The sequence below is a fragment of the Candidatus Pelagibacter bacterium nBUS_49 genome (assembly GCF_051200925.1).
Classification (GTDB): domain Bacteria; phylum Pseudomonadota; class Alphaproteobacteria; order Pelagibacterales; family Pelagibacteraceae; genus Pelagibacter.
The window spans coordinates 1,152,060-1,165,388 of record NZ_CP172837.1 but is presented as its reverse complement, the minus strand read 5'-3'; the positions used below and the strand labels follow the sequence as shown (position 1 = coordinate 1,165,388).

Genomic DNA, 13,329 nt, shown 5'->3' with positions numbered 1-13,329 from the left:
TCTGAATAAATTAAATAGTATCTAGAATGTTTTTTGGAACAATTACAATGTTAATTTTGTATTTAATCTTAAAGTATATTCTTTCTTGGATAACTTATTTTAATAATTTAGATCCAAGACTTGGAGATTCTACTTGGCGCTGGAGTTATGATTATCATGTAATTGGTGAAAGAGATATTTCGGATTTAGATGATAAAGATTTTATAAGACTAAGAAGGAAAAAAAATAAGATTATTACTTTAATGTATTCAGTTGTAATGATTATGTTTATCGCTTCAATGTCTTTGTTAAGTAAAATTTTATTATTTTTTACGAGCTAGTTCTTTAGCTGTTTTTTATTTTTTAAATATAAAAAATAAGCAATAATTTCATATCCAAATTTAAAAAACGTAAAAATTACAGGAAGTTTAAAAAAATTATATAGAAACTTATATTTTGGAATTTTTTTCCAAACATATAAAAATGCCTCTGCACCTTCAATTATGCTATCTCCATCTTTAACATGAAGTCTTCTTAAAAGATCTTTATCTTTTTTTGATGTTTCTTTTTCAGCGATAGAATTATCTGTTATATCAACCCAATCGATATCTTTAATTTTTTCTTTTTTGTACAAATTAATTTCAGATCTACAAATTTTACAAGAATTATTAAAATATACTTTCATTAATTAAAGTTTGTATCTATGTAATTAATATTTGTACATGTGTTAATTCATCCATTGAAAATTGAGTATAAATAGCTATGTAATGTCCATGGCAAATTTTTTTGACAAATCAGATCTCACTAGAAAAGATGTAGATGAAATTGTATCTGACACTTTAAAGAATTGTGATGATGGTGAGTTATATTTTGAAAATTCAAAATCAGAGTCAATTTTATTAGATGATAATAAGATTAAAAGCTCAAATTATAGTTCGGATTTAGGTTTCGGTTTTAGAGCTGTTTCAAATGAGGTAGTTGCTTATTCCCATTCTAATGAAATTTCAAAAAATTCATTAAAAAGTTCTGCTGAAAATTTAAAATCTACACTCAAATCTAGTAAAGGAATTTATAATCATGAAATTCCAAAAACTAATAATAAATTTTATGACGATATAAACCCTATTGAACAAAAGACACTCGATTCTAAATTAGAAGTTCTAAATAATGTAAATGATTATTTAAGAAAAAAAGACTCTAAAGTTAAACAGGTAACAGCAAGCTTTAGTGGAGAACAAAAATCTATTGAAATTATTCGTTCTGGAGGAGAAGCTTTAACAGACATTCGTCCTCTAATTAGGTTTAATGTTTCAGTAATGCTTGAGAAAAATGGCAGAAAAGAAACGGGAGTTTACGGAATTGGTGGAAGACAATCTTATGATGATTATTTAAAAAATGATAATTGGAAAAATGTTTGCGAGGAAGCTCTAAGAATTGCTTCTGTAAACCTTGATAGCAAACCAGCACCAGCAGGTGAAATGAAGGTAGTGTTAGGCCCTGGTTGGCCAGCAATATTAATTCATGAAGCTATTGGTCATGGTTTAGAAGGAGATTTTAATAGAAAAAAAACATCAGCATTTCATAATTTGATGGGCCAAAAAGTTGCTAGTGAAGGAGTTACAATTGTTGATGATGGAACAATAGATAAAAGAAGAGGAAGCCTTACTATCGATGATGAAGGAACCCCAACAGAAAGAACAGTTTTAATAGAAAATGGGATTTTAAAAAATTTTATGCAAGATAGATTAAATGCAAGGTTAATGAATACCAGATCTACAGGTAGTGGGAGAAGAGAGAATTACAAGCACATTGTTTTACCAAGAATGAGAAATACGATGATGTTAAGTGGAACCCAAACTCAAGATGAAATGATAAAGTCAGTTGATAGAGGAATTTTTGCTGTCAGTTTTGGAGGTGGACAAGTAGATATTACATCTGGAAAGTTTGTTTTTAATTGTACAGAAGCCTATGAAATAAATAATGGTAAAATTGGATCACCAATTAAAGGAGCAACCTTGATAGGAGATGGTCCATCTATTTTGAAAGAAGTATCAATGGTGGGAAATGATATGATGATGGATCCAGGTATTGGAACATGTGGTAAAGCAGGTCAAGGTGTGCCAGTTGGAGTAGCGCAACCTTCAATTTTGATAGATAAAATGACTGTCGGTGGAACCAAATTATAAATCATGGTTAAAAATCAAGAATATTTAAAAATCAAAGCTTCATATTGCTTAGACTTAGCAAAAAAACTTGGAGCAACAGATGCAAGTGTGACTGTTGGAAACTCAATTTCAGAAACTGTTAGTTTTAGAAATAAAGTTTTAGATGAGTCTAATAGATCAGATAGTTTAGCAATAAGTATTGAAACATATATTGGTAAAAAAAAATCATCAATATCATCATCTAATTTACTAGATGATAATTTAAAAACTTTAATTGAAAAATGTTATGAAACTACAAAGATGACACCAGAAGATGAATTCAATTCCTTGCCTGAAAAAGACTTATTGGCAAAAAACATTAAAGATTTAGATTTGTATGATCAGTCTCATATAGAGAATGACAAAAAAATAGATTATTTAAGAGAATTAGAAGAAACAGCTTCAATTGATGAAAAGATTATTAATACCGAGTCAGGCTTTACAGAAAATAAGTCAAATTTTATTTTAGCAAATAGTGATGGTTTTTGTAATGGGTACAAATCCTCTTCATTCTCTGCATCTTGCGTAACTGTCGCAAAAGATGAAAATAGTATGGAAAGAGACTATGAATTCACAAGCAAATGTCATTTAAATGATATTTCCAATCCTTCGGAACTTGGAAAAACAACAGCAGAACATACTATAAAAAAATTAAGTCCAAAAAAAATTGGTAGTGATAAAATGAGTATTATTTTTGATAAAAGAATATCCAAAGGTTTTTTAAGTTCCTTTGCGGGTGCTATTTCAGCTTCATCAATTGCAAGAGGCACATCATTTCTAAAAGACAAAATAAAACAACAGGTATTTTCTAATTCGATTAATATTATTGATAAACCAGATTTAATTAAGGGTATGGGTTCACAGTGTTTTGACTCTGAAGGGGTAACGACAGAAAACTTAGAATTAGTTAAGAGCGGAATTCTTAATGATTATTTAATTGATACATATAATGGAAAAAAATTAAATCTAAAATCTAATGGTCGAAGTAGCGGATGTACTAATCTTTATTTTGAAAATGGGAAAATTAATTATGATGATTTACTAAAAAGTCATTCTAAGATTTTATACGTGACTGAGACAATAGGACATGGAACTAATTTAGTGACAGGAGATTTCTCTGTAGGAGCTACTGGCTTTCTAATTGAGGATGGAGAATTTAAATATCCAGTAAATGAGATAACCATTGCTGGAAATTTTAATGAGATGTTTAAAAAAATTACTTTGGCAAATGATTTAGAATTTAAATATTCAGTAAACTCACCTACCATGATGATTGATGAAATGACCGTTGCGGGAAAATGAGCACTTATTGTGTGATTGGCTCTGGTATCTCGGGAGCAACAATTGCCAATCTTTTAAGCAAGAAATATTCAGTTGATTTATTTGACAAAGCAAGAGGGCCAGGAGGCAGAGCTTCATTTAAAAGATTAGATAAGTTGAAGGGTTTTGATCATGGAACACAATATATTTCTCCAAAAAGCTCATCCTTTAAAAATTTTATTCAAAAGTTAATAAAAAAAAAGGTTTTAAAAACTTGGGGTGGAAAACATTTATTTCTAAATAAGATTAAGAGAGAAAATAAAAATCATTTAAAAATAATAGGCAAACTTGGCAATAACGATATCAGCAAGTATCTTCTCAAAGATATCAATTGTAATTTTAAAACAGAGTTAAAAAAAATTGATTATAAAGAAAAAAAATGGGTCCTAACTTTTTCTGATGGAACTAAAAAAATTTATGAGAAATTAATTCTTACTTGTCCATTTGTTCAATTATCTAAACTATCAAAAAAATTTATAAAAAACTCATTCATTAAAAAAAAAATAAAAATGGATGCAAATATTACGGTGATGATAGTTACAAAAAAAATAAAAACAAATATTAGTAGTTACTTATTTGATGATAAGATTTTAGGGTGGGTTGCTAAAGAAAATACAAAAAAAAGATTTAAAAGTAGCAATGATTTATGGACTCTACAAAGTACTTATAATTGGGCAAATAAAAAAATTAATAAAAATAGAGAAAATAAAGATTTAAATTCTAAAATTTTAATCGAACAGTTCTTTAAGTTGACAGGAATTAAAAAAACTAAAGTTTTATTTTCTCTTAATCATGGTTGGAAATATTCATCTAATTCAAAGCCTCTGAAAATAAAAAGTTTTTGGGACTCGTCAACTAATCTAGGTGTTTGTGCAGATTGGTTTGTTGGTCCAAGATTGGAAGCTGGATGGATAAGCGCCAATGATCTTTATAAAAAGATAGTAAAGTAAAGTTATTCAAATTTTTTAACTTTATATTCCCAATTACCTAATCTTGAGTAGGCAACTTTTAAAATTAATGCATTTTTCTTATTAAACCAGACATCAAAATTAAGTCTTTTATCTTTTGGAATAGAAATATCTTTTGAGGTCAATTTAAAGTGCTCTACATCATAAGTTTTTCCATATAGGTCTAATTTTTCTTTACCAATAAAAGTCACAACCTGCTCCTTAATACTGCCTGAAACAGGGCTAATTTGGCTATTTGCCTGCAGTATTTTATGGCTCCACCAATTTCCAACTACATTATCTGTTGATGCTATTCCTGTATACGACGACCCTTGAATTTCAAATTCATTTGTTTGATCATTAAGTTTAAGATTTACAAACTTTTCTTTTTTATTCTGGCGTGTTTTTGACTCAAATGAAATTAATTTATCTTTTATATATTTTTCTTCACCAAAACCCTCAATTTCAAAAACGGTTGCACCAAATAATTTTACTGTAAATTTTATTTGGTTGGTGACTATTGTTTCATTCTTATTTCTTTTAAAAAAATAAAAATTATAACCTATCACTTCACCATCTTTTAAAATTTCCATTTCTATTTTGTTAAACTTATTATAGTGAGCCATATGAGCCATGCTGTTGAATGGGAATACAAAAAGAAATATAAGTAATAAAAACTTTTTCATTTGATATTAGTTTAATAGACTTTGATAATAAAAGAAGTATTTTATTAAATATGTTTCTACAAATTAAAAATATACCAAGAGTTTCCTGGAGTTCTGACAAATCATTAAATTTAAAACCAAAAATCTCTACCTTTTTTTTTCTTTGTTTTGGTTTGATTTTATTTGGTTTGGGAGAAGGGATGTTAATTGTCTCAGCATCTGGAGCATCACCATGGAGTGTGCTAGCACAAGGTATATTTTTAAATATTGGTTTTTCAATCGGTCTTATAACTATTTTTATTAGTATTGCAGTTTTATTACTTTGGCTTCCATTAAAACAAAAACCAGGAATTGGCACTATTTTAAATGCTTTAATTATTGGAGTAATGATAGATGTGTGCATTAGATATGTTCCAACTCCAGAGAACTATATTTATCAAATTTTGCTAGGAGCTTTTGCCGTATTGACCGTGGGTATAGGAGGTGGAATTTATTTAGTTGCAAACTTAGGTCCTGGACCAAGAGACGGTTTGATGATTGGTCTTCAAAAAAAAACAAATCTGCCTATTGCATTAGTAAGAGGGGTTCTTGAAATTACTGTAATGTCAATTGGTTGGTATTTAGGTGGTACGGTAGGTATTGGAACTCTATTGTTTGCTTTTGGAATTGGGCCTTGCGTAGCTCTTGGATTATTTTTAGTTAATAGATTATTTAATTAGGCTGCAGCGCCAGATTTTTCACTTTTTTTTCTATCATGAGGATTAAGAATAGCTTTTCTTAATCTAAGTGACTTAGGAGTAATTTCCAAAGCTTCATCAGTATTTAACATACTTAATTGTTCAGCAATTGACATTTGTCTTACTGGGGTAAGCACAACATTTTCGTCTGTTCCTTGAGTTCTCATATTTGTTAATTGTTTACCTTTCATAACATTTATTATCATATCACCAGGTTTTGGAGTTAAACCAACAATCATTCCTTCGTATACAGGATCATTATGAGTTACAAACATTTCTCCTCTTGCTTGAAGATTAAATATTGCAAATGCTACCGCTTTTCCTGTCGACATTGAAATTAGTGCTCCATTTTTTCTTCCATCCATTTCACCTTCAAACTTCCCATATCCATGAAAAATTCTATTAATTACACCAGTGCCTTTTGTTAAAGTCAAAAACCTACTAGTGTATCCCATTAAGCCTCTCGTTGGTGCGTGGAAAACTAGTCTTTTCTTATCTTTACCAGTATCTTTTAAATCTAAAAGTTTACCTTTTCTTCTATTCATTGAGTCAATTATTTTTGAAGAAAATTCTTCGTCTAAATCAACAGTTATTTCTTCAATAGGTTCTAGTTTATTTCCTGCCTCATCTTTTTGAAATAATACTTTTGGAGGACTGACAGTCATTTCAAAACCTTCACGTCTCATTTGTGTAAGTAAAATTTCAAGCATTAATTCTCCTCGACCACTAATCACAAAAGAGTCCACGTTTGCATTTTGAGAAAAAGTAATACCGACATTATTTTGAGCTTCTGATAGCAATCTATCTCTAATTTGAGTGCTCGTTAATTTTTTACCCTCAGTTCCTGCTAGAGGTGAACTGTTAACACTTATTGTAATAGACATAGTAGGTGGATCTATTGGTGTTGCTGGAATTGGTTCATTTAATTCAGGATCACAAATAGTGTCAGCAACATTAGCTTTTTCTAAACCTGCAATTACAACGATATCTCCTGCTTCACCAATTTCGATTGGAACTTTTTTTGTTCCTTCATATCTGAAAATTTTCGTTAATTTACCTTCGTCTACCTTTTCACCATTAAGATTTATTGCTTTAATAGGTTGATTGGCTTTTGCAGTTCCTTGAGAAATTCTACCAACCAAACTTCTTCCTAAAAAACTATCTGCATATAAAAGTGTAGATAGCATAGCGAAAGGTTTTGTTTTATCTAATTCAGCTGGCTTAACATGTTCAATTATTAAATCTAAAAGTGGGTGAAGATTTTCTCTTGGACCATCAACTTCTTTGCTTGCCCAGCCTGATCTTCCACTTGCATATAAAACTGGGAAATCTAATTGTTCTTCATTTGCATCTAAGCTTACAAACAAATCAAAAGTTTCATCTAATACTTCATTAGCTCTTTGATCTGCTTTATCTAATTTATTAATTACTACGATTGGTTTTAAACCTTGTTTAAGGGCTTTGGCTAATACAAATTTTGTTTGAGGCATTACACCTTCTGCAGAGTCTATTAAAAGTAATGCACCATCTGCCATGCTTAAAACACGCTCAACTTCAGCAGCAAAATCTCTGTGTCCAGGTGTATCTATAATATTTACTCTTGAATCTTGCCAATTAATTGAAGCAGGTTTAGCTAGAATAGTAATTCCTCTTTCTTTTTCTAGCTCACCAGAATCCATTAATCTTTCATCAACAACTTCATTATCTCTAAATGAACCACTTTGTTTCATAAGATTGTCGATCATAGTTGTTTTGCCATGGTCAACGTGTGCAATGATAGTGATGTTTCTGATGTTATTGCTCATAAATTGTGGCTCTTATACATTAATTCTTTGATTTGAAAACTTAAAAAAAGACAGTAATTACAAGGCAAATAGACTTTAATGAAAAATTCATTTCTTGTGATTGTTTTAAAAACATATAGATATCGCAATAAAATTAGAGGCAACATAGAATCAAGATCAAAACTTCTTAATCATTAAAATGGAAAATTTTAAATTACTTAAAATAGAAGATTCGTTAAAAAATTCATTACAGAAAATGAATTTTACAAAGCCCACACCTATTCAAGGAATGGCAATACCTGCTGCTTTGGAAGGAAAGGATATTTTAGGAACAGCACAAACAGGAACGGGAAAAACATTAGCCTTCAGCATTCCATTAATTAATAAGTTGATTTTAGATAAAAATGCTTTTGCACTAGTCATGTGTCCTACTAGAGAACTAGCTACTCAAGTAATGGAGGCAATTAAAAGTATTATAAGTGACAAAATAAATATTAAATCAGCTTTGCTTATTGGTGGTGAGTCTATGCAGAAACAACTTAGACAATTAGGTAATAGATCAAGAATAATAGTGGGCACGCCTGGTAGAATTAATGACCATTTAAAAAGAAAAAGCTTAAATTTATCAGCTACAAAGTATTTGGTTTTGGATGAAACTGACAGAATGTTGGATATGGGATTTACCCCACAAATTGAAATGATTTTAAAATTTGTTCCAAAAGATCATCAAACATTATTATTTTCAGCAACTTTACCTCAAAATATTTTAAGAATTTCAGACAGATATTTAAATAAACCTGAAAGAATTTCTACAGGAGCTACATCGGTTCCAATTGCAAAGATTAAACAAGAAACTCTTCAAGTTTTTAAAGAAAATAAATACGATGAATTAATTGATCAATTTTTAGCCAGAAAAGGTTCTATTTTAGTTTTTGTTAAAACTAAAAGAGGTGCTGATAAGATGGTTAAAAAACTAAAAGAAGAGGGGCATTCAGCTGATGCAATTCATGGTGACCTTCGTCAAAGTAAAAGGGATCGTGTTATTAATTCTTTTAGAAAAGGACTAAAGAGAATTTTAATTGCAACAGATGTTGCGGCTAGAGGTTTAGATATTCCTCTAATTCAACATGTAATCAATTATGATCTACCACAAGTTCCAGAAGATTACATTCACAGAATTGGAAGAACTGCAAGAGCAGGATCTGAAGGATCTGCATTAACATTTTTAACACCTGATGATAGAATAATGTGGAATTCAATAAATAAATTAATTGATCCAAATTTCAAACCAGCGCCTAGTGGCTTAAGAAGAGATTCAAAAAATAAAAGAAGAGGCAAGGGACCAAATAATAAAAAAAGAAAAGCTAGAGATGAAAAAAGATCTTTTGGAAAAGGTAGAAAAGATCGATCGTCAAATTTTAAAAGCAAATCAAAATCTTATAGTAAAGGTAGATCAGACAAACCATCAAGAGATGGAGAGAAAAAAAGTTTTGGTTTTAAAGGGAAATCAAGTTTTAGAGACAAACCATCAAGAGATGGAGAGAAAAAAAGTTTTGGTTTTAAAGGGAAATCAAGTTTTAGAGACAAACCATCAAGAGATGGAGAGAAAAAAAGTTTTGGTTTTAAAGGGAAATCAAGTTTTAGAGACAAACCATCAAGAGATGGAGAGAAAAAAAGTTTTGGTTTTAAAGGGAAATCAAGTTTTACAAAAAAAAATAACCCAAAACCATCTGGCTTTACAAATAATCCAAAATATTTTGGAAGAAAACCTTCGGAAAACACATCTTCAGACTCAGAGAAAAAAAGTTTTGGTTTTAAGGGAAAGAAAAAATTTAAAGGTAGAAATAATAGACCTAAAAACTTTAGCTTTAAAAAACATAGTAAAAAAAGAGCTAAATCTTAAGATTTTTTAGTCTTTTCTTTTTTTTGTTTTCTTTTTTCTTTCAGACTTAATTTTGGTTTTTTACTAGCACTAGAGTCTTTAAATGATTTTCCGCTATACCTTTTTGACATATTTATTATCTTAGCATTTAAAAATGAATTTAAAAATTTATTTTTTATTTATATTTGAAATTTTTTTATATTTAAACTTTTGAAATAAATAATTTTCTTTTTTTTCAATAAGCTCAAGGTTTTTTTGAGAAAAGAAATTTTTATAATTTTTATCTAAATTCATTTTAGTTGAATTTTTATCAAAATCTTTAAATTGTTTTAATCTAATTTTATTTTTTTTTAAAAAAAGTTTCAGGTCTTTTTCTAATCTTTCAATTTTAAAATAATAGTTTGTAAATATTTTAGCGTCCATTTTTTTTATAAGTTTTGAAAATTTTTGATTTGGTAAAAAAAATTTTTCATAATATTTTCTGACTACATTTTGATAAAAAAAAAATGAGTCATGTATCCCAATTCTTTATTTTGAGTGAAGCTGAAGTCAGAACTTATGTAGTTTCTATATTTATGATTTAGTAAAATTTGTAAAAATTTATTAAAGTTTTTTTTTGAATTTACGTCTATAAATAAATTCTCCAACTCATCAGTATTTTTAGTAATTTGGTTAAATAGATAATTAAATAGTTTTGAGTCAAATTTTAATCGCCGTATTTTAATTCTTCTGGAAGTTAAATCACTGTAAAGAGGAGAGTCCTTTTTTTTAAGGCATGACCATTTCCAAAATGATAAATACCAAGTATATGGAGATCTAATAGTTCCAATTCTATATTTTTTATTTAATAATTTTTTTTCTTTATTGTGCTCAACTGTGTCATGATGGTTTGTAATAACTATACTCTTATAAGTCTTAAAATAATTCCTTAAAAAACTAGTGCCAGTTTTTGGCATTTCATTAATAAAAAAATTTTTACCTATTATCATTTATTTAATTATATCATCTTTCGTATATATTTATATTATGAAAAAGATTTTTAAAAAACTTTTTTTAGTAGATAGAATTGATTTAATAAAAAAAAATCTAAAAAAAAAAAATCCTTTCTCTCTTGAAATTGGTGTTCACCGTGGAGATTTTTCAAAAAAGTTATTTTTAAATTTTAGGCCACAAAAATTAGTTTTAGTTGACCCATGGATGGTATTTAATGAATTAATATATGAAAAATCATGGTATGGAAATTCAGATATACTTGGACAAAAAAAGCAAGATCAGTACTTTGAGGAAATAAAAAGTTATTTTAAAAAAGAAATTTTAAATAATGAAGTAGAAGTTTGTAGATCAACATCTGATGTTTTTTTTATAAATAATAAATATAAATTTGATTTAATTTATATTGACGGAAATCACCTTTATGATTTTGTTAAAAAAGATATATCCAATTCTTTAAACTTTATTAATAAAGAAGGAATAATTGTACTTGATGACTATAAATTAAAAGGTTGGTGGAACGATGGAGTAACCAGAGCAATTGATTATTTTATAAAAACTAAAAAAATAAAAATTTTGGAACAACATAATTTAATCAATTATCATCACCAATGTATTTTGCAAAAAATTTAAAACAAAAGTTGTTTATCCAAGTACTACTTAGTTAAAGGAATGGGAATTCACGAAAGCAAGAGACACTGAATAGTGAAAACAAAAAAAACCCCCGAAGTATTTAACAACGGGGGTTTTATAATTTTTAGGTCTAAATAGACGGGATTACATTCCCATTCCACCCATGCCACCCATGCCACCCATGCCACCAGGCATTCCACCAGGCATTCCACCAGCAGCATCTTTTTCTTCAGGTTTGTCAGCAATCATAGCTTCTGTAGTTACTAGTAATCCAGATATAGAAGCAGCATCTTGAAGAGCAGTTCTCACGACCTTAACTGGGTCAATGATACCTTTTGCAAACATATCACAATACTCTTCGCTTTGAGCATCATATCCGTATGAAGTTTTCTTTTGCTCTAACAATTTACCAACAACTACTGAACCATCAACTCCAGCATTTTTTGTAATTTGTCTGATTGGAGCTTCAAGTGCTTTTCTAACCAAATCTACACCTGCTTTTTGATCATCACCTTTAGCTTTTATTTTATCAAGGTTTTGAGCAGCGTATAGAAGAGCACAACCACCACCTGTTACAATACCTTCTTCGACAGCAGCTCTAGTTGCATTTAAAGCATCTTCAACTCTATCTTTTCTTTCTTTAACCTCAACTTCTGTAGCTCCACCAACTTTGATAACTGCAACACCACCTGCCAATTTAGCAAGTCTTTCTTGAAGTTTTTCTCTATCATAATCAGATGTAGTTTCATCAACCTGTTTTTTTATTGAATCACATCTTGCTGCGATATCAGATTTTTTACCACTACCACTTACAATTGTACTGTTATCTTTATCAACTTTAATCTTTTTACAAGATCCAAGATCTTCAAGTTTAACATTTTCAAGTTTAATTCCAAGGTCTTGAGAAATTACTTGGCCACCAGTTAGTATAGCGATATCTTCAAGCATAGCTTTTCTTCTATCACCAAAGCCTGGAGCTTTTACAGCAACAACCTTTAAACCACCTCTTAATTTATTTACAACTAAAGTAGCTAACGCTTCTCCCTCAACATCTTCAGAAATAATCATCAAAGGTCTACCTGATTGTACAACAGCTTCCAATAGTGGAACCATTGGTTGTAAGTTAGTTAATTTGCTTTCATGCAATAAGATGTAAGGATTATCTAATTCAGTTGTCATTTTATCACTGTTAGTAATAAAGTATGGAGATAAGTAACCTCTATCAAACTGCATACCTTCAACAACATCAAGCTCAGTATCAATTCCTTTTGCTTCTTCAACAGTAATAACACCTTCGTTACCAACTTTTTGCATAGCTTTTGCAATCATCGACCCTATTTCTTTATCACCATTAGAAGATATTGTTCCTACTTGAGCAATTTCATCACTATCTTTAACTTTTTTAGCAGAAGCAATTAAGTTTTCTTTTACATTTTCTACAGCCGCATCAATTCCTCTTTTAACATCCATTGGATTCATGCCTGCAGTTACATACTTAATGCCTTCTTTAACAATTGCTTGAGCTAAAATAGTTGCAGTAGTTGTACCATCACCAGCTTCCTCATTAGTTTTGCTAGCAACTTCCTTAACCATCTGAGCACCCATGTTCTCAAACTTATCTTCAAGATCAATCTCTTTAGCAACAGAAACACCATCTTTAGTAATTCTTGGTGCACCGTAAGATTTATCCATAACAACATTTCTGCCTTTTGGACCTAAAGTAACTTTAACGGTATCAGCTAAAATATTGACACCCCTCATCATTGCCGCTCTTGCTTCAGCGTCAAATTTAATTATTTTTGCCATTTTACTTTCTCCTTTAAATTAAATTATTTACCTGAAATACCCATAATGTCTGACTCTTTCATTATGCTGTATTCTTTGCCATCAATTTTGACTTCAGTTCCTGACCATTTGCCAAATAAAACTTTGTCCCCAACTTTAACATCCATTGGAATTAATTTTCCATCTTCTGTTTTAGCTCCACCACCAACAGCAACCACTTTTCCTTCTTGAGGTTTCTCTTGTGCTGTATCAGGGATGATTATTCCACCAGCAGTTTTTTCACTGCTATCTAGAACTTCGATTAATACTCTGTCATGTAACGGTTTAAACTTCATAAATTCTCCTTATTAAATATGAGCCTCATATAGATACTGACCTAGCTTTTTCAAGTTAATATGGAAAA

The 13,329-nt window shown here is 29.6% G+C and carries 14 protein-coding genes; 7 read left to right on the top strand and 7 right to left on the bottom strand.

Going from position 1 to position 13,329, the window contains the following annotated elements:
* Positions 1-26: 26 nt before the first annotated feature.
* Positions 27-320, top strand: coding sequence for a hypothetical protein (locus ACIJYF_RS06405; RefSeq protein ID WP_435116181.1), 294 nt, complete (start codon positions 27-29; stop codon positions 318-320).
* On the opposite strand, the gene ACIJYF_RS06400 is transcribed toward ACIJYF_RS06405, so the two are convergent.
* Positions 317-664: a DCC1-like thiol-disulfide oxidoreductase family protein gene (locus tag ACIJYF_RS06400; RefSeq protein ID WP_435116179.1), complete on the bottom strand. Its 348-nt coding sequence runs from the start codon at positions 662-664 to the stop codon at positions 317-319. The genes ACIJYF_RS06405 and ACIJYF_RS06400 overlap by 4 nt on opposite strands.
* Positions 665-752: 88 nt before the next feature.
* On the opposite strand from ACIJYF_RS06400, the gene tldD reads away from it, so the two are divergent.
* From tldD to ACIJYF_RS06385, 3 genes are read left to right on the top strand one after another with little or no spacing between them, the layout of a single operon-like run.
* Positions 753-2,165, top strand: a complete 1,413-nt coding sequence (gene tldD, locus ACIJYF_RS06395; protein WP_435116177.1) for a metalloprotease TldD — start codon at positions 753-755, stop codon at positions 2,163-2,165.
* 3 nt (positions 2,166-2,168) lie between these two features.
* The gene (locus tag ACIJYF_RS06390; RefSeq protein WP_435116175.1) at positions 2,169-3,485 is read left to right on the top strand and encodes a TldD/PmbA family protein; all 1,317 of its coding nucleotides are present in this window, start codon (positions 2,169-2,171) and stop codon (positions 3,483-3,485) included.
* Positions 3,482-4,453 (top strand): NAD(P)-binding protein, encoded by a 972-nt coding sequence (locus ACIJYF_RS06385; RefSeq protein ID WP_435116173.1) that lies wholly within the window; start codon positions 3,482-3,484, stop codon positions 4,451-4,453. Before ACIJYF_RS06390 ends, ACIJYF_RS06385 begins: the two co-directional genes overlap by 4 nt.
* A 2-nt stretch (positions 4,454-4,455) precedes the next feature.
* Here ACIJYF_RS06385 and ACIJYF_RS06380 read toward each other — a convergent pair whose 3' ends face one another.
* Positions 4,456-5,136 carry a DUF6134 family protein gene (locus ACIJYF_RS06380; protein WP_435116171.1) on the bottom strand — a complete coding sequence of 227 codons (681 nt, stop codon included), beginning with the start codon at positions 5,134-5,136 and terminating at the stop codon, positions 4,456-4,458.
* A gap of 50 nt (positions 5,137-5,186) precedes the next feature.
* On the opposite strand from ACIJYF_RS06380, the gene ACIJYF_RS06375 reads away from it, so the two are divergent.
* Complete coding sequence (locus ACIJYF_RS06375) at positions 5,187-5,834, top strand: YczE/YyaS/YitT family protein (protein ID WP_435116169.1); 648 nt, start codon at positions 5,187-5,189, stop codon at positions 5,832-5,834.
* Here the strand turns inward: ACIJYF_RS06375 and typA are convergent.
* Positions 5,831-7,657: a translational GTPase TypA gene (typA, locus tag ACIJYF_RS06370; protein ID WP_435116167.1), complete on the bottom strand. Its 1,827-nt coding sequence runs from the start codon at positions 7,655-7,657 to the stop codon at positions 5,831-5,833. The two genes, ACIJYF_RS06375 and typA, sit on opposite strands and share 4 nt — an antisense overlap.
* Positions 7,658-7,835: 178 nt before the next feature.
* Between typA and ACIJYF_RS06365 the strand changes: the two genes are divergently transcribed.
* The gene (locus ACIJYF_RS06365) at positions 7,836-9,539 is read left to right on the top strand and encodes a DEAD/DEAH box helicase (RefSeq protein WP_435116165.1); all 1,704 of its coding nucleotides are present in this window, start codon (positions 7,836-7,838) and stop codon (positions 9,537-9,539) included.
* Between the two features lie 147 nt (positions 9,540-9,686).
* Here the strand turns inward: ACIJYF_RS06365 and ACIJYF_RS06360 are convergent, their stop codons facing one another.
* Positions 9,687-9,941 (bottom strand): hypothetical protein, encoded by a 255-nt coding sequence (locus ACIJYF_RS06360; RefSeq protein ID WP_435116163.1) that lies wholly within the window; start codon positions 9,939-9,941, stop codon positions 9,687-9,689.
* A gap of 62 nt (positions 9,942-10,003) precedes the next feature.
* The gene (locus tag ACIJYF_RS06355; RefSeq protein WP_435116161.1) at positions 10,004-10,507 is read right to left on the bottom strand and encodes a hypothetical protein; all 504 of its coding nucleotides are present in this window, start codon (positions 10,505-10,507) and stop codon (positions 10,004-10,006) included.
* A gap of 37 nt (positions 10,508-10,544) precedes the next feature.
* On the opposite strand from ACIJYF_RS06355, the gene ACIJYF_RS06350 reads away from it, so the two are divergent.
* Entirely contained in the window at positions 10,545-11,141 is a 597-nt protein-coding gene (locus ACIJYF_RS06350) for a class I SAM-dependent methyltransferase (RefSeq protein ID WP_435116159.1), read from the top strand.
* Between the two features lie 144 nt (positions 11,142-11,285).
* On the opposite strand, the gene groL is transcribed toward ACIJYF_RS06350, so the two are convergent.
* Both groL and groES read right to left on the bottom strand, forming a co-directional pair.
* The gene (groL, locus tag ACIJYF_RS06345; protein WP_435116157.1) at positions 11,286-12,947 is read right to left on the bottom strand and encodes a chaperonin GroEL; all 1,662 of its coding nucleotides are present in this window, start codon (positions 12,945-12,947) and stop codon (positions 11,286-11,288) included.
* Positions 12,948-12,970: 23 nt separating this feature from the next.
* On the bottom strand, positions 12,971-13,261 hold the full coding sequence (groES, locus tag ACIJYF_RS06340; protein WP_008546060.1) for a co-chaperone GroES: 291 nt from the start codon (positions 13,259-13,261) through the stop codon (positions 12,971-12,973).
* Positions 13,262-13,329: the final 68 nt, after the last annotated feature.